Annotated in this window: 23 protein-coding genes and 3 pseudogenes; 11 read left to right on the forward strand and 15 right to left on the reverse strand. The window is 66.0% G+C overall.

The window, feature by feature from the left end; genetic code table 11:
- The gene (locus tag ACGFK1_RS14410) at positions 1 to 1,266 is read right to left on the reverse strand and encodes an aspartate kinase (protein WP_393429821.1); all 1,266 of its coding nucleotides are present in this window, start codon (positions 1,264 to 1,266) and stop codon (positions 1 to 3) included.
- Between the two features lie 79 nt (positions 1,267 to 1,345).
- Here ACGFK1_RS14410 and ACGFK1_RS14415 point away from each other — a divergent pair, with 79 nt between their 5' ends.
- Positions 1,346 to 1,948, forward strand: a complete 603-nt coding sequence (locus ACGFK1_RS14415; protein WP_393429824.1) for a nitroreductase family protein — start codon at positions 1,346 to 1,348, stop codon at positions 1,946 to 1,948.
- On the opposite strand, the gene ACGFK1_RS14420 is transcribed toward ACGFK1_RS14415, so the two are convergent.
- The 5 genes from ACGFK1_RS14420 to ACGFK1_RS14440 form a co-directional block, all read right to left on the reverse strand.
- Positions 1,931 to 2,386: a hypothetical protein gene (locus ACGFK1_RS14420; protein ID WP_393429827.1), complete on the reverse strand. Its 456-nt coding sequence runs from the start codon at positions 2,384 to 2,386 to the stop codon at positions 1,931 to 1,933. The two genes, ACGFK1_RS14415 and ACGFK1_RS14420, sit on opposite strands and share 18 nt — an antisense overlap.
- 29 nt (positions 2,387 to 2,415) lie before the next feature.
- Positions 2,416 to 3,870, reverse strand: coding sequence for a purine-cytosine permease family protein (locus ACGFK1_RS14425; protein ID WP_393429830.1), 1,455 nt, complete (start codon positions 3,868 to 3,870; stop codon positions 2,416 to 2,418).
- A gap of 9 nt (positions 3,871 to 3,879) precedes the next feature.
- Positions 3,880 to 4,710: a nitrilase-related carbon-nitrogen hydrolase gene (locus tag ACGFK1_RS14430; protein WP_393429833.1), complete on the reverse strand. Its 831-nt coding sequence runs from the start codon at positions 4,708 to 4,710 to the stop codon at positions 3,880 to 3,882.
- A complete protein-coding gene (gene hisD, locus ACGFK1_RS14435; protein WP_393429836.1) occupies positions 4,707 to 6,068 on the reverse strand; it encodes a histidinol dehydrogenase in 1,362 nt (453 codons plus the stop codon). Before hisD ends, ACGFK1_RS14430 begins: the two co-directional genes overlap by 4 nt.
- A gap of 94 nt (positions 6,069 to 6,162) precedes the next feature.
- A complete protein-coding gene (locus tag ACGFK1_RS14440) occupies positions 6,163 to 7,125 on the reverse strand; it encodes a LysR family transcriptional regulator (RefSeq protein WP_393429839.1) in 963 nt (320 codons plus the stop codon).
- Between the two features lie 113 nt (positions 7,126 to 7,238).
- Between ACGFK1_RS14440 and ACGFK1_RS14445 the strand changes: the two are divergent.
- The 4 genes and pseudogenes from ACGFK1_RS14445 to leuA form a co-directional block, all read left to right on the forward strand.
- Positions 7,239 to 7,477, forward strand: a pseudogene (locus tag ACGFK1_RS14445) (ammonia channel protein); the annotation flags it as partial.
- A 121-nt stretch (positions 7,478 to 7,598) separates the two neighbouring features.
- Positions 7,599 to 8,241, forward strand: a pseudogene (locus ACGFK1_RS14450) (helix-turn-helix domain-containing protein).
- Positions 8,242 to 8,434: 193 nt separating this feature from the next.
- A complete protein-coding gene (locus ACGFK1_RS14455) occupies positions 8,435 to 9,553 on the forward strand; it encodes an alpha/beta hydrolase fold domain-containing protein (protein WP_393429842.1) in 1,119 nt (372 codons plus the stop codon).
- A gap of 162 nt (positions 9,554 to 9,715) precedes the next feature.
- The gene (gene leuA / locus ACGFK1_RS14460) at positions 9,716 to 11,542 is read left to right on the forward strand and encodes a 2-isopropylmalate synthase (RefSeq protein ID WP_393429845.1); all 1,827 of its coding nucleotides are present in this window, start codon (positions 9,716 to 9,718) and stop codon (positions 11,540 to 11,542) included.
- Here the strand turns inward: leuA and ACGFK1_RS14465 are convergent.
- The 3 genes and pseudogenes from ACGFK1_RS14465 to ACGFK1_RS14475 form a co-directional block, all read right to left on the reverse strand.
- Complete coding sequence (locus ACGFK1_RS14465; protein ID WP_393429848.1) at positions 11,539 to 12,105, reverse strand: TetR/AcrR family transcriptional regulator; 567 nt, start codon at positions 12,103 to 12,105, stop codon at positions 11,539 to 11,541. The two genes, leuA and ACGFK1_RS14465, sit on opposite strands and share 4 nt — an antisense overlap.
- Complete coding sequence (locus ACGFK1_RS14470; protein ID WP_393429851.1) at positions 12,105 to 12,524, reverse strand: hypothetical protein; 420 nt, start codon at positions 12,522 to 12,524, stop codon at positions 12,105 to 12,107. Before ACGFK1_RS14470 ends, ACGFK1_RS14465 begins: the two co-directional genes overlap by 1 nt.
- A gap of 43 nt (positions 12,525 to 12,567) precedes the next feature.
- Positions 12,568 to 13,019, reverse strand: a pseudogene (locus tag ACGFK1_RS14475) (VOC family protein).
- A 37-nt stretch (positions 13,020 to 13,056) separates the two neighbouring features.
- Between ACGFK1_RS14475 and ACGFK1_RS14480 the strand changes: the two are divergent.
- On the forward strand, positions 13,057 to 14,307 hold the full coding sequence (locus tag ACGFK1_RS14480; RefSeq protein WP_393429854.1) for a cytochrome P450: 1,251 nt from the start codon (positions 13,057 to 13,059) through the stop codon (positions 14,305 to 14,307).
- Here ACGFK1_RS14480 and ACGFK1_RS14485 read toward each other — a convergent pair.
- Positions 14,304 to 15,293, reverse strand: coding sequence for a DEDDh family exonuclease (locus ACGFK1_RS14485; protein ID WP_393429857.1), 990 nt, complete (start codon positions 15,291 to 15,293; stop codon positions 14,304 to 14,306). The two genes, ACGFK1_RS14480 and ACGFK1_RS14485, sit on opposite strands and share 4 nt — an antisense overlap.
- Before the next feature lie 100 nt (positions 15,294 to 15,393).
- Between ACGFK1_RS14485 and ACGFK1_RS14490 the strand changes: the two genes are divergently transcribed.
- On the forward strand, positions 15,394 to 16,620 hold the full coding sequence (locus tag ACGFK1_RS14490) for a MurT ligase domain-containing protein (RefSeq protein WP_393429860.1): 1,227 nt from the start codon (positions 15,394 to 15,396) through the stop codon (positions 16,618 to 16,620).
- Positions 16,613 to 17,329 (forward strand): type 1 glutamine amidotransferase, encoded by a 717-nt coding sequence (locus tag ACGFK1_RS14495; RefSeq protein WP_393429863.1) that lies wholly within the window; start codon positions 16,613 to 16,615, stop codon positions 17,327 to 17,329. Before ACGFK1_RS14490 ends, ACGFK1_RS14495 begins: the two co-directional genes overlap by 8 nt.
- A 122-nt stretch (positions 17,330 to 17,451) precedes the next feature.
- Here the strand turns inward: ACGFK1_RS14495 and ACGFK1_RS14500 are convergent, their stop codons facing one another.
- From ACGFK1_RS14500 to ACGFK1_RS14510, 3 genes are all read right to left on the reverse strand, one after another.
- Positions 17,452 to 18,300, reverse strand: coding sequence for a hypothetical protein (locus tag ACGFK1_RS14500; RefSeq protein ID WP_393429866.1), 849 nt, complete (start codon positions 18,298 to 18,300; stop codon positions 17,452 to 17,454).
- A 153-nt stretch (positions 18,301 to 18,453) separates the two neighbouring features.
- Complete coding sequence (gene recR / locus ACGFK1_RS14505; protein WP_393429869.1) at positions 18,454 to 19,053, reverse strand: recombination mediator RecR; 600 nt, start codon at positions 19,051 to 19,053, stop codon at positions 18,454 to 18,456.
- Positions 19,046 to 19,378: a YbaB/EbfC family nucleoid-associated protein gene (locus tag ACGFK1_RS14510; RefSeq protein ID WP_393429872.1), complete on the reverse strand. Its 333-nt coding sequence runs from the start codon at positions 19,376 to 19,378 to the stop codon at positions 19,046 to 19,048. The genes recR and ACGFK1_RS14510 overlap by 8 nt, the downstream gene beginning before the upstream one ends.
- Positions 19,379 to 19,524: 146 nt before the next feature.
- Between ACGFK1_RS14510 and ACGFK1_RS14515 the strand changes: the two genes are divergently transcribed.
- Positions 19,525 to 20,250, forward strand: a complete 726-nt coding sequence (locus ACGFK1_RS14515; protein WP_393430130.1) for an Rv3717 family N-acetylmuramoyl-L-alanine amidase — start codon at positions 19,525 to 19,527, stop codon at positions 20,248 to 20,250.
- A gap of 6 nt (positions 20,251 to 20,256) precedes the next feature.
- Here ACGFK1_RS14515 and ACGFK1_RS14520 read toward each other — a convergent pair whose 3' ends face one another.
- Entirely contained in the window at positions 20,257 to 20,697 is a 441-nt protein-coding gene (locus tag ACGFK1_RS14520) for an SRPBCC family protein (protein WP_393429875.1), read from the reverse strand.
- A gap of 64 nt (positions 20,698 to 20,761) precedes the next feature.
- Here ACGFK1_RS14520 and ACGFK1_RS14525 point away from each other — a divergent pair, with 64 nt between their 5' ends.
- Positions 20,762 to 22,150: an FAD-binding oxidoreductase gene (locus ACGFK1_RS14525; protein WP_393429878.1), complete on the forward strand. Its 1,389-nt coding sequence runs from the start codon at positions 20,762 to 20,764 to the stop codon at positions 22,148 to 22,150.
- A complete protein-coding gene (locus ACGFK1_RS14530) occupies positions 22,147 to 23,457 on the forward strand; it encodes a class I SAM-dependent methyltransferase (protein ID WP_393429881.1) in 1,311 nt (436 codons plus the stop codon). Before ACGFK1_RS14525 ends, ACGFK1_RS14530 begins: the two co-directional genes overlap by 4 nt.
- On the opposite strand, the gene ACGFK1_RS14535 is transcribed toward ACGFK1_RS14530, so the two are convergent.
- Positions 23,458 to 23,967: a hypothetical protein gene (locus ACGFK1_RS14535; RefSeq protein ID WP_393429884.1), complete on the reverse strand. Its 510-nt coding sequence runs from the start codon at positions 23,965 to 23,967 to the stop codon at positions 23,458 to 23,460. It lies immediately after the preceding gene.
- Between the last annotated feature and the right edge of the window lie 6 nt (positions 23,968 to 23,973).

Below are 23,973 nucleotides of genomic sequence, written 5' to 3' on the forward strand. Positions count from 1 at the left end.
CTAACGTCCCGTCCCCGCGTACACAACCGCGGCTTCGTCACCACCGAGCTCGAACGCCTCGTGCAAGGCCAGCACCGCCTTGTCCAGCTCGGTGTCCTTGATCAGCACCGAGATTCGGATCTCCGAGGTGGAGATCAGATCGATGTTGACGCCGACCTCGGCCAGCGCCTCGCAGAACTTCGCGGTGACGCCGGGATGGCTGCGCATGCCCGCGCCGACGAGCGACACTTTGCCGATGTGATCGTCGTAGAGCACCCGGGAGAACCCGATCTCCTCCTGCAGCGAGGTCAGCTTCTCCACCGCACCTGGCCCGCTCTCCCGCGAGCAGGTGAACGTGATGTCGGTCTTGCCGTCCTCGATCTTCGAGATGTTCTGCAGCACCATGTCGATGTTCACGTCGGCGTCGGCGACCGCGCGGAACACCTTGGCGGCGTAGCCGGGCACGTCGGGGATGCCGACGATCGTCACCTTCGCCTCGCTGCGATCGTGGGCGACTCCGGTGATGATGGCGTCTTCCATGGGAATGTCCTCTATCGATCCGGTCACGAGCGTGCCGGGCTTATCTGAATACGACGACCGGACGTGTACCGGGACGTTGTAGCGGCGGGCATATTCGACGCAGCGCAGCATCAGCACCTTGGCGCCGCATGCGGCGAGTTCGAGCATCTCCTCGAACGACACCGTGTCCATCCGCTTGGCGTTCGGCACGATGCGCGGGTCGGCGGTGAAGATGCCGTCGACGTCGGTGTAGATCTCGCAGACGTCGGCGTTCAGCGCGGCCGCCAGCGCAACTGCGGTGGTGTCCGACCCGCCGCGGCCCAGCGTGGTGACGTCCTTGCTGTCTTGGCTGACGCCCTGGAAGCCGGCGACGAGCACGATCAGCCCCTCGTCCAGCGCCGACTGCAGCCGGCTCGGCGTGACGTCGATGATCTTGGCGTTGCCGTGCGTGCTGGTGGTGATCACACCCGCCTGGGACCCGGTGAACGAGCGGGCCTGCGCACCGAGCGAGTCGATGGCCATCGCGACCAGCGCGTTTGAGATCCGCTCGCCCGCCGTCAGCAGCATGTCCATCTCGCGCGCCGGAGGCGCGGGGCAAACTTGCTTGGCCAGATCCAGCAGGTCGTCGGTGGTGTCGCCCATCGCGGAAACGACCACGACCACGTCGTTGCCCTGCTTCTTGGTTTCCACGATGCGTTCGGCGACTCGGCGGATCCGCTCGGCATCAGATACCGAGGATCCGCCGTACTTCTGCACGACGAGCGCCACTGTCAAACCTTTCGGTGCGGGGGTCACCTAAGAATAAGGGTTTCGCGCACCCCATTTATCCCGCCGGTAGCGTCAGAATGTGGTCAAGACTGCACAAGAGCGCCGCGCGCAGACCCGGGTACCGATTCACCCCGACCTCGCCGCCAGGTGGAGCCCGCGCATGTTCGACGCAGATGCCGAGCTCACGGCCGACGATCTGGTCGCGTTGCTCGAGGCCGGGAGGTGGGCCGCCACCTGGGGCCACCGGCAGCCGGTGCGGTTCCTGGTCGGGCGCCGTGGTGACGAAACCAACACGACCATTGCCGCGCTGCTCAAGCGAGGCAATGCCTACGCCACGGCCGCAGGCGTGCTGATCATGGTCTGCGTTGACGAAGGTGACGACGAGCGCACGGCGCGCTACGCGGCGGTCGACGCCGGGGCGGCGATCGCGCAGTTGACCGTCGAGGCGGTGTCCCGGGGACTGATCGCCCATCCGATGGCCGGCTTCGACGCCGACGGTGCGCGCGAGGCGTTCGGCATCCCCGAGGGGGTGCGGCCCATCGCGGTCGTCGCGGTCGGCTCGCTCGGCGACTACGCCAACGCGCCGCAGGAGGTCATCGAGCGCGATGCCAGGGGTCGGCAACGGCTGCCGCTGGAAGAAATCACGTTCACCGGCCGCTGGGGTTCAGGCGCACGCCTTTGACAGCTGGGCAAGGTTGTCGCTGAGCCTGGCGTTCAGCGCGGCCATCTCGAAGGCGGCGGGCGGCGCGGGCGCGCCGGGGGCCCTGGTCCCGGCCTGGGCGCGCAATATGGAGAACTGCCCAACGAAGTCATTGGCCAGGGTGGCGACGGTCGTGGCGGTGCGCGCCAGGTCGGGCGACGTCACCTTCTGGGCACGTTCGGCCATGCCGTCGGCCCACGCCTGATACGCGGTCTCCTCTGCGGCGGTCGGAATGCCCTGTGAGTCACCGGTCTTCGACGCGATGTGCTCACCCTGGGCGCGGTTGTAGTCCAGCAGTTCCTTGACCGGCCTGCATTCCTCGGACGTGCGGTCGAAGAGGCCAAGCTGAGACACCGCCAGCGCGGCCACCGCGATCACCACGGCGCCGATGGTGAACATCCATCGTCGGGCGTGTCTCATCGCCCGCCACCCTAGTGTGACGGGCCGCGCTATGTTTCGACCGGCGCCGTGCGGCCCGCGAATGTCACCGCCTCGATGCCGTGTTCGCGCGAGTCGGCTTCGGCCTTGGCCGTCTCGGCGTCGATGTCGAGCGAACGCGCCATCACGACGTAGGCCACCGCCGACGCCAGCAACCCGACGAACAGCGCGATGTCGATGTCGCCCATCGCCGAGGCGACAGGGCCGACGTACCAGACGGTCACGACGAACGGGATCATTGCGACGATGCCGATCACATAGGCGCCAAGCCCCCGCCAGCCCCATACGCCGTAGACGCTGCCCTCGGCCACAAAGATCTCGCGGATCGCGTAGTGGCCGCGGCGGACGAAGTAGTAGTCGACGAGGTTGACCGATGTCCACGGCACCAGCAGATACAGCAGGACGACGAGGAAGCTGCTGAAGTTGGCGAGGAACTCGCCGGAGGACAGTACGGCGCCAAGCAGGCCGGCGCCCGCGATCACGCTGCACGCGACGATGCGCAGCCTGCGTGTCGGTCGTACCGGCTTGAACGAGTCGACCATCGTGATCAGCTCGAGCGATGCGGCGTAGATATTGACGGTGATCACCGTGACGAGACCCGGCAGAGCGGCGGCCAGCAGCCACGCACCAGACCCCGGCAGCACGCCGTCGGCCGCGCTCTTGACGGCCTCGAGGGGCGACGCGTCGGCGAACAGCGCCGCCACGAGAGAGCCGAGGACCATCAGCCACGACGCGCCGACGAAGACGCCGAAGTACGTGTACCACAGCGCCTTGCGTGGACTTGTCTGCGGTGGAAGGTACCGCGAGTAGTCGGACACGTACGGCGCCCAGCCCAATGCGTATGCCGCAGCGGCGCCGAACTGCACCAGGAACGCGGCCCAAGTGAACCCGTCGAAGCCGAACCGGCCGGCAGGTACGTCCAGCCAGACCAGCGCCGCGACGGTGAAGAGGCCGAAGGTTGCCAGGAACAGCCACGTGAGCCATGTCTGGAACCGGTGAATCCAGTGGTAGCCGTATATCGCAAGGGCAAGCGCCAATCCCGTGATCGCGAGGAACCACACGTCGCGCAGGTCAGCGCCGGTGGTCAGCGTGATGACGTCGGCTGCCAGGATCTGGTTGAAGATGTTGAAGCCGACGATGCTGAACACCACGACGGCGCAGATGACCACGACACCCCGGTAGCCGAACTGGGCGCGCGACTGGATCATCTGCGGCAGACCGAGCTGTGGTCCCTGCGCAGAGTGGAACGCGGTGAACACGGTGCCTACGGCGGCGCCGAGCACGATCGCCACGAGCGAAGTCATGAACGACGCGCCGAGCGCCGCGCCGACCATGCCGGTGGCCAGCGTGGTGAGGTTCGCGTTCGACATGAACCATAGCGGGAACAGCGTCGACGGATTGCCGCGCCGTTCGTCCAGGGGAACCCAGTCGATGGACTTCGACTCGATGGCGGATGTCTCTGGCATGCTTCCTCGCTAGTTCGTCAGTAGGACAGGAGCGGGCGCGGATACGTCCGCGTACAGTTCGGGTCTGCGATCGGCGAAGAGGTCGTTGCGCGGGCCGATCGCCTTGTCGGTGGTGGTGTCGATGACGGCGGACGCGACACCGTCCTCGCCGGGCGTGGCAACCACCCAGCCGTCGCCGGAGATGACGGCGGTGCCGCCGGTCCACACCACGCCGCGCTCCGCACCGTGCCGGTCGGCGATCACTGTGGGCAGACGCGAGGACCGTGCCGCGGCCATCGCCTGGAGGAGTTCGGGTGGATGCTCGTCTCTGGGCCGCTCCACCACGGGCCAGTTGACCGGCAGCGCAAGCAGTTCCGCGCCTGCCAGCGCGAGTCTCCTCGGCACCTCTGGGAACTCGTTGTCGTAGCAGACCGCGACGCCGAGCTGGCCGATCGGCGTGTCGAACACCGCGCCGGCCTCATCCCCTGGCGTGAAGACGTCGGCTTCCGCGTCCCAGAGGTGCGACTTGCGGTAACAGCCGAGCACGCCCGAACCGCCGAGCACGAGCGCCGAGTTGTACAGCACGTCACCCGCACGTTCGCAGAACCCGACGACGACGACGGCTCCGTCGGGGATCGCGTCGGCCAGCGCTGTCAGCCGCGGGTCGTCTGCATCGAGCGCCAGCAGCCGCGCCTCATCGGCGTCGACGAAAACGTAGCCGCTGGTGGCCAACTCGGTGAACACGATCAGGTGTGGCCCGGCTTGGGCACTGAGAAGATTCGTTCGGATCGCGGCGAGGTTGGCGTCGGTGTCGCCGATGACGACGGGCGACGTGATGGCCGAGACCAGGATCTCGGTCACCAGTTGTCCCGGTCGACCGCGGGTGTGCCGTCGAAAAGACCTGAGTGCCTGCCGATTTCGTCGATCCTGATGGTCGCGGTGGCCTCGTGTGCGGCCAGGCCCTCGAAGGCGGAGATGCGCTCGACGGCGGGTGCGAGTGCCGGCGTGGCATCTCGTTGCGCGCGCTGGTAGGTCAGCGGCTTGAGGAATCGCGACACCGACAGTCCGGCGTTGTATCGAGACGTCTTGCCGGTCGGCAGAACGTGATTGGTCCCTGCGATCCCCTTGTCGGAGTATGCCACCGTGCTCCAGGGCCCCAAGAACAGCGATCCGTAGTTGCGAAGTTCTTTGAGGAAGTACTCGTCGTCGCCAGTCTGCACCTCGAGGTGTTCCGGACCGAGCACGTCGGAGATCGCGGCGGCCTGCGCTTCGTCCCTGGCGACGACGACGGAACCGTAATCCCGCCACGCGGCGCCGGCGACCTCACGGGTCGCCAGCGTCGTCAACTGGCGATCGATGGCCTCGATCACTCTGCGCCCCAGAGCCTCCGAAGTGGTGATCAGAGCGGCCGGCGAATTCGGGCCGTGCTCGGCCTGCCCCAGGAGGTCGGCGGCCACCCATTCGGGATCGGCCGAGTCGTCGGCGAGGACGGCCACCTCCGAGGGGCCGGCGAGCAGATCGATCCCGACGCGACCGAAGAGTTGGCGTTTCGCCTCGGTGACGTATGCGTTGCCAGCACCGACCAGCATGTCGACGGGCGCGTCGTCGAGGAGACCGAAGGCCATGGCACCTAACGCCTGTACGCCACCGATGGCGAACACGCGATCGGCGCGCGACAGGTAGGCGCCGTAGAGGACTGCGGGGTGGGCGCCGTGCTCGCCCGACGGAGGCGTGCACGCGGTCACGGTAGGCACGCCCGCGGTCTTTGCGACGCCGACGGTCATGAACGCGCTCGCCAACAGCGGGAACCGGCCGGCAGGAAGATATGCCCCGACGCGGGTGACTGGTACGTACTGGACGCCGCCGACGACACCGGGAGCCAAGTCGACCTCGAAGTCGGACAGGTGTGAACGCTGCGCGGTGGCGAACCGGTTGGTGCGCGCGTATCCAAGTTCCAGCGCCTCGCGCACATCGGCGGGAAGGGAGTCGCCGCTTTTACGCAGATCTGCCGGGGCGATCTCCAGCTCACCGGTCCACCCGTCGAGATCACGGGCGTAGGCACGGACCGCGTCGAGCCCGTTGCGTTCGATGTCGGACAGCATCTCCGAGACCCGGGTCACGACGTTGGGATCTCGTTGTGCCGGCGGACCGTCGACGGCCGGTTTCTTGAGCCAGGTGAAGGGACCGAGTGCGCGGACCTCGTCAGCGGTGATCTGCATGCGGGGGACGGTAGGCAAAATCCTGCCAGAGGACTAGATGGGTGATTCCTGCGAAAAGCAAAGGAAAACCCTATGTATAGGTTGTTCCCGCTGCTCAGAGGCGGCTGCGGTCGATCAGCGGTACCACATAACGACGCCGAGAATCTCGAGGTTCGGGTATCACGTGCAGTTCGCGCACGGTGTCCTCGGCCAGTCGTGCGAACTCCTTCGTCGCGTTCGACAGGGGCCTGCCCGAATGCTGGGCGAGCGCGATCGTGTCATAGAGCGGCTCGGCGAACGGCGCGGTGTGGAGTCCAGCGGGAAACGCCCCGCTCGCGATCACCGCGCCGCTCACGATCGTGTCGCCGACGTGGGCGGCAACCAATTTAAGGGCGGATTCGACGTGTTCGATTTCAATCATCGGCTCCAGCCGATGGCCGGCGAGCTGTGCCCGCTCGGCGAGCTGCCGCCGAGTCGGATCCTTCCACCCGTAGTGCGCATCGTAGAGGACGAGCCGAGCCTTCGCGAATTCGCCTATGGTGACCGGCTTTTCGGTGCGGGACCTGTCGGCGCTGACGTAGAACACCTCGTCTCGCAGCAGTGGCCGCACCCTCAGATCCTCGTCGTCGATGGGCAAAATCAGCATTCCCGCCTCGATCTCGCCCGTCTGGATGGCGGCTGCCGTCTCAGCGGAGTTCTGGCCGACCAGGCGAACCCGCACCGAGGGATAGCGCGTGTGGAAGGTCTGCACCAGATGCGAGAGCAGGTAGTAGTCGGCGTTGCGCGGCACACCGAACGTGGCGGTCCCGCCGCCCAGCGACCCTGCCGACCGGATCGCCTGCGCCCCGGCGTCGGCGGAGTGCACGGACTCCTGCGCGTACGGGAGCAGTTCGCGACCCGCGGCGGTGAGCGCCAGGCGCCGACTGCCCCGCACGAACAGTTGCGTGTCGAGTTCGACCTCGAGCCTGCGCACCAGTTCCGATACCGACGCCTGCGCGACCTGCATGGCGTCGGCGGCCGCCGTGAACGAGCCCAGCCGTTCGGCCTCGACGAAGGCTCGCAACTGGTTGAGCGTCATGACCGATAACACTATTTCCACCCGCGCAACACTGTGAAACCGTTCACGAACAGAACGGCGATTACTGCCAGTGATCGGCCAACGGTCCGCCGCAATCACTGATGTAGACACATATGCACGTAGATACAGGAACCACAGCTTTCATGGTGTGTTTGCATCATCGGACTCACGCTGATGATTCCGGCTCGCGCTGTTCTGCGGCGGCATGGTGTCGGTCAAGAGCTCGACCAACACGATGATGATGATGCTGATCGGCGCGTGCGCGATCGTCGGCGTGCTGTGCATGCAGTTCGGTTTCTCGATGACCTTCGATACCTCCTACGGCAAATTCCTCGGCAGCATCACGGAATTCGTAGAGAGCGACCCACGGATTGCGCATTCCGAGTTCCGACTGGCGCGGTTCGCCGAGGATGAGCTGTTGACGTCGCCGTATCCATACACCGGCGTGGGACAGATGGGCTAGACAGACGGCCGTGACCGACATCCCGCTGCTGCGCAACAAGTCCGCCACCGCCCGCGAACGCGATCCGCATGAGCCGGTCGAAGAAATGGAGATCGAGGCGGCGATCGCCCGCAACGTCCGGCAACTGCGCCAGCAGCAGGGCCTCACCGTCGCGGAAATGGCTGTCCGCGTTGGTATCTCGAAAGCCATGATGTCGAAGATCGAGGACGCCCAGACGTCCCGCAGCCTGAGCACACTTGCCTTGCTGGCCAAGGGTTTCAACGTGCCGGTCACCTCGTTGTTCCGCCGTGCGGATGTCGAGCGCCCCGCGGCGTTCGTCAAGGTGGGCACCGGCGCGCGGATCGTGCGCAACGGCACCAAAGAGGGTCACGAGTACCAACTGCTGGGATCGTTACGGGGGGAAACGGCTCGAGTGCCTGCACGTCACGCTGTCGGAGAAGAGTAGGACCCATCCGCTGTTCCAGCATCCGGGCACCGAATTCATCTACCTGCTCGAAGGGGTCATGGATTACAGCCACAGCAGGTCGGTGTATCGGCTGCACCCCGGCGACTCCATGCAGTTCGACGGCGAGGGCGCCCACGGCCCCGTCGACCTCATCGAGGTGCCGATCCGCCTTCTCTCGGTGATCGCGTTCCCGGACTCGCAGGTCTGAGCGCCAGCGGTTTCACTTAGCCCGTCTCCGGGTATCTCAGGCGCACGCCGTTGCCACTTCGGCGTCAGACACCGAAAGGCGACCGCATGCTCGAGTTCATCTGCCCAAGTTGTGGCGCATTCGGTCTGGATGAGACGGTGTGCGAGTCGTGCACAGGGCGCGCCGACACCGCCGTGGCTGCGGACGCGGCCCAGTGATTCGATCGCTGCATCCCGTCGACGTGGTACTGGCGTCGACGCGGCTGTACTCGTCGCTGCCGATCGTCGGCAAGCATCTCGAGCCGTTCGCCGGCCTCACCGCGATGGCGCTGTGGGGCGGTCACTACGCACCCGCCGCGATCCGCGGGGCGCTCTCCCGCCGCTTGAGCGCCAATCCGGCGGCCCCCGCCGCGCCCGCCGACGAGGCGCAGACCGTGGTCGCCAAGCGACACGGTACCCGGGTGCCGCCGTATCTGCTGTTCCGCGCACAACGGCAACGGTGCCTGTACCGCGGTTCCGTGCAATACGGCAGCCACCCTGCCCAGCTGCTCGACGTGTGGCGCCGACCCGACCTTCCCTCCGGTGCGCCGGTGCTGTTGTTCGTGCCCGGCGGTGCTTGGGTGCAGGGCACCAGGGTGCTGCAGGGCCACACACTGTTGGCGCATCTGGTCAAGAAGGGGTGGGTCTGCCTGACAATGGATTACCGGGTCTCACCCGTCCATCGCTGGCCTCGGCACATCGCCGATGTCAACGCCGCGATCGCCTGGGCGCGCGCGAACGTCGATCAGTACGGCGGCGACACGGACTTCGTCTCGATCGCCGGCTGCTCGGCAGGCGGTCACCTGGCGGCCCTGGCCGGACTCACCCCCGGCGACCCGGCCTTCCGCGGGGAACTCGGCGACGACGCAGACACCTCAGTGGACGCGGTGGTCGGCGTCTACGGTCGGTACGACTGGCAGGGCCGGTCCAGCGCCACCCATCGCAGCTTCCAGAACTTTCTCGAGCGAGTAGTGGTGGGCCGCAGCGCTTCTCGCCACCCGGAGATCTACGCCGCCGCTTCGCCCCTTGCCCGCATCCATCAGGACGCGCCGCCGTTCCTGCTGATTCACGGTGAGCAGGACGTCATCATCCCGGTCGACGAGGCGCGACACTTCCACGCCGAACTGCAATCGGTGTCGAAGAACCCGGTGCAGTTCCACGAGGTGCCGCGGGCCGGACACGCCTTCGACCTGGTCGACACGGGGCTGGCGCGACGCAGCGCGGCCGAGGTGAGCGATTTTCTCACCGGCGTCCACGCACGCCACCTCGAGAGCCGGTCTACCGTCGCGGTCTGATCGCGACCTGGCGTTTTGGGCTGCCAGTTCCACTTGCTACAGTGGTCGCGTGCAGCGAGTGCTCCTTCTCGGCAGCCGCGACGGGGTCTGATCAGACTGGCCTCCCGTCGCGGGTAGTCGCGATGCGCCGGTCGAGTCCCGTCTATAACTCCCGGAGCAACCGTGACCACCTTCTCGAAATCCTCACCTGATTCGCCCGACGCTTTCGCCTGGGCGCCTGGGGCACGCAGCATCAACAAGCCGTCCGGCCCAGCGAACCCCGGCCAGCCCGGCTGGAACACCCAGCGCGGCACGTCCATGCCGGTCAACCGGTACCGCAGCTTCGCCGACGAGGTCGAGACCATCACGTTGGCCGACCGCACTTGGCCGGACAAGGTCGTCGACCGTGCCCCGATGTGGTGTGCGGTCGACCTGCGCGATGGCAACCAGGCCCTGATCGACCCGATGAGCCCGGCGCGCAAGCGCCGCATGTTCGACCTGTTGGTGCGGATGGGCTACAAGGAGATCGAGGTCGGTTTCCCGTCGGCCAGCCAGACCGACTTCGACTTCGTCCGCGAAATCATCACCGAGGGCGCCATTCCCGACGACGTCACCATCCAGGTGCTGACCCAGTGCAGGCCCGAACTGATCGAGCGCACCTTCGAGGCGTGCGAGGGCGCCCCACGCGCGATCGTGCACTTCTACAACTCGACGTCGATTCTGCAACGGCGGGTGGTGTTCCGCGCCGACCGCGAAGCCGTCAAGAAGATTGCGACCGACGGCGCACGCATGTGCGTCGAGGAAGCCAAGAAGTACCCCGGGACGATGTGGCGGTTCGAGTATTCGCCGGAGTCGTACACCGGCACCGAACTCGAGTACGCGGTCGACGTTTGCAACGCCGTCGCCGAGATCATCGCGCCCACCCCGGACGTGCCGTTGATCGTCAACCTGCCGGCGACCGTCGAGATGGCGACGCCGAACGTGTACGCCGACTCGATCGAGTGGATGCACCGGCACCTGACCCCGCGCGAGGCCATCATCCTGAGCCTGCATCCGCACAATGACCGCGGAACCGCCGTCGCCGCAGCGGAATTGGGCTATCAGGCCGGTGCCGACCGCATCGAGGGCTGCCTGTTCGGCAACGGTGAGCGCACCGGCAACGTGTGCCTGGTGACACTGGGCTTGAATCTGTTCAGCCGCGGCGTCGACCCGCAGATCGACTTCTCCAACATCGACGAGATCCGCCGCACCGTCGAGTACTGCAACCAGCTGCCCGTGCACGAGCGCCACCCCTACGGCGGCGATCTCGTCTACACCGCGTTCTCGGGCAGCCACCAGGACGCCATCAACAAGGGCCTGGACGCCATGAAGGTCGATGCGGACGCCGCCGGCGCGGATGTTGAAGACATCCTGTGGCAGGTCCCTTATCTGCCCATCGATCCGAAAGACGTCGGCCGCACATACGAAGCGGTCATCCGGGTCAATTCGCAATCCGGCAAGGGCGGTGTGGCCTACATCATGAAGGCCGACCACGGCCTGGCCCTGCCACGCAGGCTACAGATCGAGTTCAGCCAGGCGATCCAGAAGATCACCGACGGCGAGGGCGGCGAGGTCTCGCCGAAGGAGATGTGGGACGTCTTCGCCGACGAGTATCTGTCCCCGATCCGGCCGCTGGAGCGCATCCGACAGAAGGTCACCGCCGCCGAGGTCGACGGGGGGACGGACACCATCGAGGCGGTGGTCAAGGTCGATGGCGTCGAGCGCGAGATCGTCGGTGCGGGCAACGGCCCACTCGCCGCGTTCGTCGACGCGCTTGGCGCGATCGGCTATGACGTATCGGTGCTGGATTACTCCGAGCACGCCCTGTCGGCGGGCGAGGAGGCGCAGGCCGCCGCCTACGTCGAGGCGTCCATCGGCGGCAAGACCATATGGGGCGTCGGCATCGCGACGTCGATAACCACAGCATCGCTTCGTGCGGTGGTGTCGGCGGTCAACCGGGCTAGCCGCTAATCCAGGAAGGCGCTCAGCAGTCGGTCCACAAGACCGGCGGCATCAAGCGCGCCCGGTTCGGGCGCGATGGTGAGATTGCTGAACACAAAGCCGTTGAGCAGTCTGCTGAGTTCGTCCATCCGCTGCGGTGTCGGGGTGAAGCCGGCGGCCTCGATGATGAGCGTCGCCGACTTCACCGCGGCAGCCTGGAGTTCTTTCATCAACGGCCGAAGTTCTTCGCGTCGAGTGCTCTCCATGAAAAGCTCGAACCGTGCGAGGGTGAACCGCCGCATCGTCTCGTCGGGTTCGAGCATCCGAATCATGAACTCCTTCAACGCATCACGGCTCAGCGGGCCGATGGCCGAGTGCAGCATCTCGACACGCTGCCAATGCAGATCCACCGTGCGCTGGGCGGTGGCCTCCAGCAGCGCTTGGCGGGTGCGGAAATAGTTCGACGTGGTGCCCGCGGGCACGCCGGCGCGGCTGTCGACCTGACGATGCGTCAGACCCCCGACGCCGTCGTCGCACAGGATGTCGATCGCGGTGTCGAGGATCTGCGTCCGTCGTTCGGGATTGGTTGGCATCAGTTCCTATATTGCAGCTTGGCGAACAGCGTCAGGAACGCCGGGTACACCGCGATCAACAGGAAGTAGCTGAACCAGTAGCCGGCCATGTGTACGTAGAAGCTGACATCCTTGAGCACGAACAGCACGTACAGATGCAATGGCACGCTCGCGGTAATGTACGCCAGCGCCGCGGTGAGCGCGATCTTGTGCGCCCGGTTGGCAAACACCATTCGGCGGTAGCTCAGGATGCCGGCGATGGCCGCGTAGGTCATCGGGATCAGCAGCAGCATGTCCGACAGGGGCGTGACCACGTACTGCAGGGTGGCGTCGTTGCCGAAGAGCACGCGGAACAGATGCAGGAAGAAGCCGACCGCGATCGTGAGCATCGCTACCTCACGGAAGAAGTAGCCGTGTACTACATGCGTAGTGGCTGTCATGGCGCCGACAGTATCGCTACGTTTGTAGTGAAAGCAAGGGTGATTACGGACGCCGCGGCAGGTTCGCCAGCCACGAATCGGGCAGCAACTCGATCAGCTGGCCATCGGGATCGCGGATCATCGCGAACTGCGCGGTGACGTTTCGTCGATCACCGAGCCGCCGAACTCTTCGACCGCGGCCAGCACCGCGGCCAGGTCCGACACCGACAACGACATGTGCGTCAGGCCCACCTGGTCCATCACCCGCTGTTCGCTTGTGCGGACGTCGCGTTTGGAGTAGTCGATCAGCTCGAGCACGAAGCCGTCGCGCAGCAGATATGTCGCATGCACGCCGGCGGGTCCGTTCAGTTGAAGCAGCTTAGCTGTCGCCTCGTCGGGCAGCTCGATGTCCCACCAGAATTGGAAGCCGAGCAGCCCCTCGTAGAACCGGCGTGACCGCTCGCGGTCTGCGACGCACAATCCGACGTGGTTGAAAACGGTTCGATGGCTTGCCATTACAACCTTCCCTTGCTGTTGATGCAAAGATAGCCTGATGGGCCGCTCCGACGTAGTCGTCGATTTCGATCACCATTCCGACGCGTTCAGCCTCAACGAGTTGCAGATCAACGCCGACCTGCGCGACCGATGCCCGGTGGCATGGAACGAGAACTACGGCGGTTTCTGGTACGTCTGCGGCTACGACGCGGTCGACCAGGTCGCGCGCGACGGCGACACCTTCGCCCACAAGTACGAACCCGACGCCGCCGATGGTGTGAATTATCAAGGCGAGATGGGGATTCCGCGTCCCGACGGGCAACCGCCACTGGGCATCGGCGAAGTCGACGGCCCCTACCATCTGGCATTGCGCAAAGCGCTCACCCCGTTCTTCTCGTCGGGCGCCGTCGAGAAGATGCGGCCGTTCATGCTGCAGTCGGTGCACTGGTTCCTCGACCAGAAAATCGCCGACGGCCGGATGGACCTCGTGCTCGACTACGCCAGCCCGGTGCCTGCCATCCTCACCATGCGGTTGATGGGACTGCCGTATGACAACTGGCGGCTGTACGCGGAGCTGTTCCATGGGGTGATGGATGCCGCCGACGCGTCCGCCTACCGCAAGGTGATCGCCGAAGTCCCCGCGATGATCGACCGGCTGCTGAAGTTCGCGGCGACCCGACGCGAGGAACCTGCCGATGACCTGACCAGCTTCCTGGTCCGGTTTGAATTCGACGGCAGGCGGTTGGACGACAACCAGCTCGTCGACATCCTGTGGAACCTGATCGGCGGCGGCGTCGACACCACGACGTCACTGACCGCCCTGAGCCTGCTGCACCTCGGCACGCACCCGCAGTTGAGGCAGCAACTGATCGATCGTCCGGAGCTCTACCGCACGGCCGCCGACGAGTTCCTGCGATACTGTTCGGTCAACAAGACGCTCAGCCGCACCGTCAGTCACGACACAATCCTTGGCGGGCAACAACTTCGACGTAACGACCAAGTACTGATCAGTTGGTTCTCGGCCAACCGCGACGACCGTGAGTTCGAGCAGGCCGACGACGTGGTGCTTGATCGGGCCCCAAATCGTCACGTGGCGTTCGGGCTCGGACCGCACCGCTGCATCGGCGCCCCGTTGGCGCGGGTGATGTTCCAGGTGATGGTGAAGGCCGTGCTCGAAAGGCTCCCGGATTACCGGGTGGGCGTCGATGGTGTACACCGCTACTCAGGCAATCCGAGCATGACTGGGCTCGGCACGCTGCCGGTGACGTTCACGCCTGGCCCATCGCTGGGGACCGCGCTGCCGACTTAGAACAGCGCGAACTGCTCCCCCGCCAGCGTGGTGTCGGTGAACTCCTCGACGCTGGTGCCGCCGACAACGCCGTCGAGCAGCCGCATGAACTCGGCATCGGTGACCAACGGCACGCCGAGCTCGTTGGCCTGATAACCCTTGCCCTGCTCGGGCTCGTGCTCGTTGCAGATGACCAGGGACGTCTCGGGATCGACGTTGTCGGTGTACGCCAACCCGACGTGCACGATGCGCTCGATGAGTTCCTCGTGGGTGCGGACCACCTCCGACGACAGCGCCACCCGCATGCCCTGCACCAGCGGCCTGCCTGAGACGAACCGCCCTGGGTTCACGTACGGGCATGGCAGCCGCGATGCCAGCATCTTCAAGGGGCGCAGCTCGTCGTGGGTGACCTGACCGTTGGGCCACCGCCTGCGCTCGACTGACCGCACCGGCAGCCAGACCTTGCGCTCCCTTGCGCGGACCAATACCGGCTTGAGGATCTGGGCCAGGACCATCGCGTCGTCGAGCGCATCGTGCGGCTTGATCTGCGTCACGCCCCAGTGCGCGGCAAGCGTCGCCAATTGCAGATTCTCGGTGCGCAGATCGAGGCGGCGGGCCAATTCGACGGTGCACATCACGGTGTCGACGGGTAACTCCGCGCCAACGAGTTCCGCCTCGGCGGCCAGGAACGCATAGTCGAAGCCGACATTGTGAGCGACAAGTGTGCGGCCCCTCAGCAGCTCGATGAGGTGGCCGACCACGTCGCCGAAGCAGGGCTGGCCTTCCAGCATGTCGGCTGTCAGCCCGTGCACATGGGTGGGGCCGGGGTCGACGCCGGGGTTGAGCAGCGTATACAGGCTGTGCTCGACGTTGCCGTCGTCGCCGAGAGCGAGCGCGGCCACGCTGACGACGCGGGCCTGCCCGGGGCGGAAGCCGGAGGTTTCGACGTCGACAACGGCCCAACCCGTGCCGGTGTCGGTTGCCGGCCGACCCCAGGTTTGGCTCACGTTTTCGAGGATGGCATGGGGGGCCGACAAAACCTGTCAAGACCTGGATCGCTCGACACGCGTGTCGGCTGCCTGCTACTGCCCTCTTAGACTGCCGGGGATGGTCACCACTCGTGGACGTGTCGCACTCGCCGCCGGTGCGGGGGCGCGCTGGGCGTCGCGCGTCACCGGTCGCGGTGCCGGCGCGATGATCGGCGGCCTGGTGGCCTTGGCGTTGGACCAATCGGTGCTGCGCCAGCTCGGCGAAGGCCGTCGCACGGCCGTCATCACCGGAACCAACGGCAAGTCGACCACCACCAGGATGACCGCGGCGGCGCTGCGCACGTTGGGGCCGGTCGCGACCAACGCGGAGGGCGCCAACATGGACGCCGGGCTGGTGGCTGCCCTGGCCGGGTCGCGGTCCGCGTCGTTGGCGGCGCTCGAGGTCGACGAGATGCACGTGCCGCACGTGGCCGACGCCGTCGACCCGGCGGTGATCGTGTTGTTGAACCTGTCGCGCGACCAGTTGGACCGCGTCGGCGAGATCAACCACATCGAGCGCACACTGCGCGGCGGCTTGGCACGTCATCCGTCGACGGTCGTGGTGGCCAACTGCGACGACGTGCTGATGACGTCGGCGGCCTACGACAGCCCGCACGTGGTGTGGGTGGCGGCGGGCGGCGGCTGGGCCAACGATTCGGTGAGCTGCCCGCGGTCGGGTGAGATCATCGTGCGCGATGGCAACCACTGGTATTCGACGGGAACCGATTTCAAGCGGCCCACTCCGCAGTGGTGGTACGACGACACGAATATCTATGGCCCGGAAGGGTTTTCACTGCCAATGACGCTGGCGCTGCCGGGAAACGTCAACCGCGGCAACGCCACACAGGCGGTGGCGGCGGCGGTGACGCTGGGCGCGGACCCGGCCGCGGCGGTAGCGGCGGTGTCAGGTGTGGACGAGGTCGCGGGCCGGTACCGCACGTTGCGACTCGGCGCCCATTCGGTGCGAATGCTGTTGGCCAAGAACCCTGCTGGCTGGCAGGAGGCGTTGTCGATGGTTGACCAGGACGCCGGTTCGGTGGTGATCTCGGTGAACGGACAGGTGCCCGACGGCGAGGATCTGTCGTGGTTGTGGGACGTCAACTTCGAGCATTTCGCCAACAAGCCGGTGGTGGCCGCGGGTGAGCGGGGCACCGATCTGGCGGTGCGGTTGGGGTACGCGGGAGTCGAACACACCTTGGTGCACAACGCGGTTGAGGCGATCGCGTCATGCCCACCGGGGCATGTCGAGGTGGTCGCGAACTATACCGCCTTCCTGCAACTCAGTCGGGCGCTGTCGCGTGGCTGAGTCGACGGTGCGGATCGGGCTGGTGCTGCCCGATGTCATGGGCACATACGGCGACGGCGGCAATTCCGTAGTGCTGCGGCAACGGTTGCGGCTCAGAGGGTTTGACGCGGATATCGTCGAGATCACGTTGTCTGACCCGGTGCCGTCGCAGCTCGACCTGTACACGCTCGGCGGTGCGGAGGATTACGCGCAACGGCTGGCGACCAAGCACCTGATCCGCTACCCGGGTCTACAGGAGGCGGCAGCGCGCGGTGCGCCGGTATTGGCGATCTGTGCGGCGATCCAGGTGCTCGGGCATTGGTATGAGACGTCGTCGGGCGAGCGTGTCGAAGGAGTCGGCCTGCTGGACGTGACGACGTCGCCACAACAGCAGCGAACCATCGGCGAGGTGGTATCCGAGCCTCTGATCCCTGGCCTGACACAGCGCCTCACCGGTTTCGAAAACCACCGCGGCGGAACGGTTCTGGGCCCGGCCGCGCAGCCGCTTGCGAAGGTGATCAGCGGCGCGGGCAATCGGGACGGTGATGGATTCGACGGAGCGGTGCAGGGCAGCGTGATCGCGACGTATCTGCACGGGCCGTGTCTGGCCCGCAATCCGGAGTTGGCCGACCATCTGTTGTCGACGGTCGTCGGCGAGTTGGCGCCGTTGCAGATCCACGAGGTGGCGCAGTTGCGCCGCGAACGCCTCGCCGCCCCGCGCCGCGTCTAGTCCCGCGCCCCGTTCAGTCCCGCGCCCCGTCTAGTCCCGCGCCGAAATGCACCTTTTGTAGCGAAAGTTCGAGAGCAGCCGTGCAAAAGGTGCATTTCGCGGTTGCGTCACGCACGCCGCGCCTAGGGTTTCCATCTGCGGCTCGTCAACGCTCTCCAAGCACGCTTGACGATGTCGTCCTCCCGGTCCTCCTTGACCACCTGATCAACAATCCATCCGAGTTCCTTTGCCTTTCGCAAACTTCGGATGTCGTTGACGTATTTTCGGCGATTGGTTTGGTGGAGTCCACCGTCGTACTCGGACACGGTCATGAACTCTTCCCAACCCATGTCCGCCATCCGGACAAGTCGCCCGCGGCCTTCGACAATGGGGATTTGAGTTGTCGGCCTTGGCAATCCAGCGTCTATGTAGAGCAACCGGAGCCACGTCTCTCGCGGCGACGCGGATCCACCGTCGACAAGCGGCAGCGCGGTCCTGAGCGCCTTCAGTCCCCGTGCACCGCGACGACGCTTGGCCAGTAGAAGGACATCTTCGATCGAGAAGACCTGTGAATGCATTAGTGCATCGAGGCGTGCCACCGCTTCGTCGCGATCCAGAAGTCGGCCCAGGTCGAATGCGGTTCGTAGCCGAGTGGTCACTGGCAACTTGCCAACCCACGTCACCTCGTCGGCGTCCAGCGCCTCGTCGCGCACGATCAGGCCTGGCTGCGTCCGTGCGTGACTTCCGATCAGTTCGATCGGCACGTCGTCGTCAACCCACTGGGCCCCATGCAATGCCGATGCCGCTATGCCGGCAATTACACCGCGGCGTTGCGACGCGAGCCACGCCGCTGTCGCTCTGTCGGGCAGAGATGGCGCAACACGCGCAGGTCCGTAGATCCCTCGGTAGAGCGGTCGATACCAACGTCGTAACTCATGCCTTGTCACCCGTCCAGCAGCAATCGCTTCGGCACCAATGAAGACTTCCCCCATGGCCGAATGGTGTCAGCGAACACCGACATCGAGCCGAAATGCACGTTTTGTAGAGGAAGTTCGAGAGGAGCCGAACAAAAGGTGCATTTCGGCGAAGCGAAGCGGAGCCGAAGCGAAGCCGACGCGAAGCGAAGCCGGCGAAGCGGTTTCGGGCTACGCCATTGCGCGGCGGCCCGCCAATGCGCGGCCCAGCGTCAACTCGTCGGCGAACTCCAGGTCGCCGCCCATCGGCAGGCCCGACGCAATGCGCGTCACCGTCAACCCCGGGATGTCGCGCAGCATCCGCACCAGATACGTTGCGGTCGCCTCACCTTCGGTGTTCGGATCCGTCGCAATGATCACCTCGGAGATGCCCGACTCACCAAGGCGGTTCAGCAGCTGACGAATCCGAAGCTGGTCCGGCCCGATGCCGGACAGCGGATCGAGCGCCCCGCCCAACACGTGGTACCGGCCGCGGAACTCACGTGTGCGCTCGACGGCCTGCACGTCCTTCGGCTCCTCGACCACACAGACGAGCGACTCGTCGCGGCGGGGATCACTGCAGATGCGGCACCGGTCGTCGTCGGAGACGTTTCCGCACACCGCGCAGAACTTCACGCCGTCGCGCACCTTGCTCAGCACGGCGGTCAACCGGTCGATGTCAGGCGGTTCGACCGACAACAGGTGGAACGCGATGCGCTGCGCGCTCTTCGGCCCGATGCCGGGCAGCTTGCCGAGCTCGTCGATCAGATCCTGGACGGGACCCTCAAACACCTGGCAATCCCAACCCGCCCATCCCGCCTGCCAGCGGCCCGAGCCGGTCGTGGGCCAGGATGGTGACCTGCTTGGCGGCGTCGGCGATAGCGCCGACGACGAGATCCTGCAACGTCTCGACATCGGACGGATCGACGACCTTCGGGTCGATCGACACCGCCACGACCTCACCGCTGCCCTTCATGGTGACCTGCACCAGCCCGCCGCCTGCCTGGCCATGCACCTCCGCAGCAGCCAGCGCTTCCTGCGCCTCCATCAGCTGCTGCTGCACCTGCTGTGCCTGCGCGAGGAGTGCCGACATGTCGGGCGTGCCTCCGGGTTGCATGACGGGTCCCCTTGCGTGTTAGTTGCAGATGCGTCTCGACTTGGTTGCGCTCATCCACAAGCGGCGGTTCGGACTTTCAGCCTAGTCGGCCCTGCCGATACCGTGGCGCCGTGCACGTCCCAGCCTGCCTGCGTGTCGGCGCCGCGATGGCCACCGCTCTGCTTGTCGCCGCCTCGACACTCGCCAGCCCTGTATCCGCTGCCCCCGCCAACATCGCCGGCATGATCGTGTTCCTCGACCCCGGACACAACGGCGCCAACGACGCCTCGATCAGTCGACAGGTGCCGACCGGCCGCGGCGGCACCAAGGATTGCCAGGCCAGCGGCACGTCAACCGACGACGGCTACCCGGAGCACACCTTCACCTGGGACACCGTGCTGCGCATCCGTCAAGAACTCACCGCGCTGGGTGTGCGCACCGCGATGTCCCGCGGCAACGACAACGCGCTCGGCCCGTGCGTCGACGAGCGCGCCGAGATGGCCAACACGCTGCGCCCCAACGCGATCGTGAGCATCCACGCCGACGGCGGCCCGCCGACCGGCCGCGGCTTCCACGTCAACTATTCGTCGCCGCCGCTGAACCAGGCGCAGGCAGGACCGTCTGTGCAGTTCGCCCAGGTCATGCGTGACCAATTGGCCGCCGCGGGGTTTGTGCCTGCCACCTACATCGGCTCGAACGGCCTGTACCCGCGCGCCGACCTGACCGGACTCAACCTCGCCCAGTACCCGTCGATCCTCGTCGAGTGCGGGAACATGAAGAATCCGGTCGACTCGGGCCTGATGAAGACGCCGGAAGGCAGGCAGAAGTACGCCGATGCCGTCGTACGGGGCATCGCGGGCTTCCTTGGCACCCAACCGCCCCGAACGGGGTAGGACCAGTTAGCGGCCCTCCACCTGGCCCTTCAAGTTCTGCAGAACCTCGTCTTGGATCTTGCGCAGACCCAGCGGCGCGAAGGTCTTCTCGAAGAAACCGCCGATGCCGCCCGCGCCCTGCCACGACGTCTTGACCGTCACCGACGACCCCGATCCGGCCGGGGCGACGGTCCAGTTGGTGATCATCGACGAGTTCGCGTCCTTCTCGATGACGGTGTGGCCCGCCACGTCGACGTCGGCCTTGACGTCGCGCACCCGCGACTTGGTCGCGTGCAGCTTCCAGCTGGCGACGGTGCCGGCACCCTGGCCGCCCTCGAGCACCTGGTAATCGCTGTAGTGCGACGACAGGATCTTCGGGCGCACGGTCGCATAATCCGCCACCGCCGCCAACACCACCTCCGGTGTGGCGTCGATCAAGACGGAGCTGGACGCGCTGACCTGACCCATGAGATAGCTCTCCTGTCCTCTCGGTGCGGTCGCATCGGCTGCGACCGCGGACTAGCGTATATCCGTGTCTGTTGAGGGGAGCGACGCACGGGCTGCGCACGCTGCGGGCGTGCACCGGCTGCTTGCCAGCTATCGGGCGATTCCGCCGAGTGCCACCGTGCGGCTAGCCAAATCCACGTCGAATCTCTTCCGTGCGCGGGCCAAATCCACCGCCAAGGGGCTGGATACCTCGGGGCTGACGGGCGTCATCGCGGTCGACCCCGAGGCGCGCACCGCCGACGTCGCGGGGATGTGCACGTATGAAGACCTCGTCGCGGCGACCCTGCCCTACGGCCTGTCGCCGCTGGTGGTGCCGCAGCTGAAGACCATCACTCTGGGCGGCGCGGTCACCGGGCTCGGCATCGAGTCGGCGTCGTTCCGCAACGGCCTGCCGCACGAGTCGGTGCTGGAGATGGACATCCTCACCGGCACGGGCGATGTGATCACCGCGTCACCCGATCAGCACAACGACCTATACCGCGCCTTTCCCAATTCCTATGGCACCCTGGGCTATTCAGTCCGATTGAAGATCGAGCTGGAATCCGCCAGACCGTTCGTCGCGCTGCGGCACCTACGGTTTCATTCGGTGGGTGACCTGGTGGCGGCCATGGACCGCATCATCGAGACCGGCGGCCACGACGGCACCCCCGTCGACTACCTCGACGGCGTGGTGTTCAGCAGCACGGAGGGTTATCTGACGCTGGGCTTCCAGACGGCAACCCCTGGGCCGGTCAGCGATTACACCGGTCAGCAGATCTACTACCGCTCGATCCAGCACGCCGGCACGGATGGAGCCGAGAAGCACGATCGGCTGACCATCCACGACTATCTGTGGCGGTGGGACACCGACTGGTTCTGGTGCTCGCGGGCGTTCGGCGCGCAGAACCCGCGGATCCGCCGGTGGTGGCCGCGGCGCTACCGCCGCAGCAGCTTCTACTGGAAGTTGATCGGCTACGACCAGCGATTCAACATCGCCGACCGCATCGAGAGGCGCAACGGCAGGCCGCCGCTGGAGCGCGTGGTCCAGGACGTCGAGGTACCCATCGAGCGCACCGCGGAGTTCCTCGACTGGTTCCTGGCCAACGTCCCGATCGAACCGGTATGGCTGTGCCCGCTTCGCCTGCGCGACGACGGTGGCTGGCCGCTGTATCCGCTTCGCCCGCACCACACCTACGTCAATATCGGGTTCTGGTCGTCGGTGCCGGTCGGACCGACCGACGGACACACGAACAAGCTGATCGAACGCAAGGTCAGCAGCCTCGAAGGTCACAAATCGCTGTATTCGGACTCTTTTTACTCGCAGGATGAGTTTGACGAACTGTACGGCGGGGAGGCTTACAAGACCGTCAAGAAAACGTACGACCCCGACTCACGGCTGCTAGACCTGTATGCGAAGGCGGTGCAAAGACGATGACGACATTCAAAGAGCAAACCAGCGCGCCGGCAAGGAAGCTGACACTGGCCGAGATACTCGAGATCTTCGCGGCGGGGCAACTGCCGCTGAAGTTCACCGCGTACGACGGCAGCACGGCCGGGCCCGAGGACGCGTCGGTCGGCCTGGACCTGAAGACGCCGCGCGGCACCACCTACCTGGCCACCGCACCGGGTGATCTCGGCCTTGCGCGCGCCTATGTGGCAGGCGACCTCGAACCGATGGGCGTGCACCCAGGCGATCCATATGAACTGTTGAAGGCGCTCGCCGACAAGATGGACTTCAAGCGCCCACCGGCGCGGGTGCTGGCCAACATCATCCGCTCCATCGGTTTCGAGCACCTGATCCCGATCGCGCCGCCGCCCCAGGAAGCGTTGCCTCGCTGGCGACGCATCGCTGAAGGACTGCGGCACAGCCGCATTCGCGACGCCGAAGCCATCCACCACCACTACGACGTTTCGAACACGTTCTACGAGTGGGTACTTGGCCCCTCGATGACGTACACCTGCGCCTGTTACCCCAACCCGGACGCGACGCTGGAGGAGGCGCAAGAAAACAAGTACCGGTTGGTGTTCGACAAGCTGCGGCTGAAGCCGGGCGACCGACTGCTCGACGTCGGCTGCGGCTGGGGCGGCATGGTGCGTTACGCGGCCCGACAGGGTGTGAAGGCCATCGGCGTCACGCTGTCGCAGGAACAGGCCGCGTGGGCGCAGAACGCGATCGCCGAGCAGGGGCTTTCGGACCTTGCCGAGGTGCGGCACGGTGACTACCGCGACGTGCGTGAATCCGGGTTCGACGCGGTGTCGTCGATCGGACTGACGGAACACATCGGGGTGCACAACTATCCGTCGTATTTCCGCTTCCTCAAATCGAAGATGCGCACCGGTGGGCTGCTGCTCAACCACTGCATCACCCGGCCGGAGAACAGGACCGCACCGAGCGCAGGCGGATTCATCGACCGCTACGTCTTCCCCGACGGGGAGCTCACCGGTTCCGGCCGCATCATCAGCGAAGCGCAGGACGTCGGCTTCGAGGTGATCCACGAGGAGAATCTGCGCCACCACTACGCGATGACGCTGCGCGACTGGTGCCGCAATCTCGTCGAGCACTGGGACGAGGCCGTCGAAGAGGTCGGGCTGCCCACCGCCAAGGTGTGGGGCCTGTACATGGCCGGTTCACGCGTCGGCTTCGAGACGAATGTCGTTCAGCTGCACCAGGTTCTGGCGGTCAAACTGGACTCCCACGGCCGCGACGGCGGCCTGCCGCTCCGGCCTTGGTGGACGCCGTAACTACCAGACCTCGCCACGCGTGTAGGACAGCAGGAAGCCGTGCTCGCCGGTCTGGCACCACATCGAACCCTGAAGGCCCTTGGCGCATTTGATGTCCCCGTTCACCAGCATCCGGCCCTCCGGCAGCACATCGACCTCGCGGGTGAACGTGGCAGTGGGTGAAAATCGGTAGCTCGCTGCCTCTTCCGGTGCCGCGACAGTCTGATTGGTGTGCGGAGGCGGATACGTCTTGGGCTGCATCGCTGGGTACTGGTCGGGTTGCGGAACGCGGTCGCAGCCGACGGTGCCGTCAGGCCCCATCCCGCACCCGAAGTAGTCGTGGGTGCCGGGCTTCATGAATTCGTCGATGACGAAGTACACCCAACCTGGATCACCATCGGTGGTGTAGTGGCCGTCGGCCAACGGATAGTCGTGGAAGCCCGGCGGCGGGTCGTCGGCATGTGCGACCGGCGCGGTGATCAGCGCGGCGGCGCACAGAGCGGTCAGCGCGGAACCGCGATACCCAGGCATCTCACG

The organism is Mycobacterium sp. NPDC048908 (genome assembly GCF_043197955.1).
Taxonomy (GTDB): domain Bacteria; phylum Actinomycetota; class Actinomycetes; order Mycobacteriales; family Mycobacteriaceae; genus Mycobacterium.

Coding starts and splice junctions, on each gene's coding strand:
- ACGFK1_RS14420 (WP_393429827.1), bottom strand. CDS start 2,386: ATGAGACACGCCCGACGATGGATGTTCACCATCGGCGCCGTGGTGATC.
- ACGFK1_RS14425 (WP_393429830.1), bottom strand. CDS start 3,870: ATGCCAGAGACATCCGCCATCGAGTCGAAGTCCATCGACTGGGTTCCC.
- hisD (WP_393429836.1), bottom strand. CDS start 6,068: ATGCAGATCACCGCTGACGAGGTCCGCGCACTCGGTCCCTTCACCTGG.
- ACGFK1_RS14440 (WP_393429839.1), bottom strand. CDS start 7,125: ATGACGCTCAACCAGTTGCGAGCCTTCGTCGAGGCCGAACGGCTGGGC.
- ACGFK1_RS14465 (WP_393429848.1), bottom strand. CDS start 12,105: ATGCCAACCAATCCCGAACGACGGACGCAGATCCTCGACACCGCGATC.
- ACGFK1_RS14470 (WP_393429851.1), bottom strand. CDS start 12,524: ATGACAGCCACTACGCATGTAGTACACGGCTACTTCTTCCGTGAGGTA.
- ACGFK1_RS14480 (WP_393429854.1), top strand. CDS start 13,057: ATGGGCCGCTCCGACGTAGTCGTCGATTTCGATCACCATTCCGACGCG.
- ACGFK1_RS14490 (WP_393429860.1), top strand. CDS start 15,394: ATGGTCACCACTCGTGGACGTGTCGCACTCGCCGCCGGTGCGGGGGCG.
- ACGFK1_RS14500 (WP_393429866.1), bottom strand. CDS start 18,300: ATGGGGGAAGTCTTCATTGGTGCCGAAGCGATTGCTGCTGGACGGGTG.
- ACGFK1_RS14510 (WP_393429872.1), bottom strand. CDS start 19,378: ATGCAACCCGGAGGCACGCCCGACATGTCGGCACTCCTCGCGCAGGCA.
- ACGFK1_RS14515 (WP_393430130.1), top strand. CDS start 19,525: ATGGCCACCGCTCTGCTTGTCGCCGCCTCGACACTCGCCAGCCCTGTA.
- ACGFK1_RS14520 (WP_393429875.1), bottom strand. CDS start 20,697: ATGGGTCAGGTCAGCGCGTCCAGCTCCGTCTTGATCGACGCCACACCG.
- ACGFK1_RS14530 (WP_393429881.1), top strand. CDS start 22,147: ATGACGACATTCAAAGAGCAAACCAGCGCGCCGGCAAGGAAGCTGACA.
- ACGFK1_RS14535 (WP_393429884.1), bottom strand. CDS start 23,967: ATGCCTGGGTATCGCGGTTCCGCGCTGACCGCTCTGTGCGCCGCCGCG.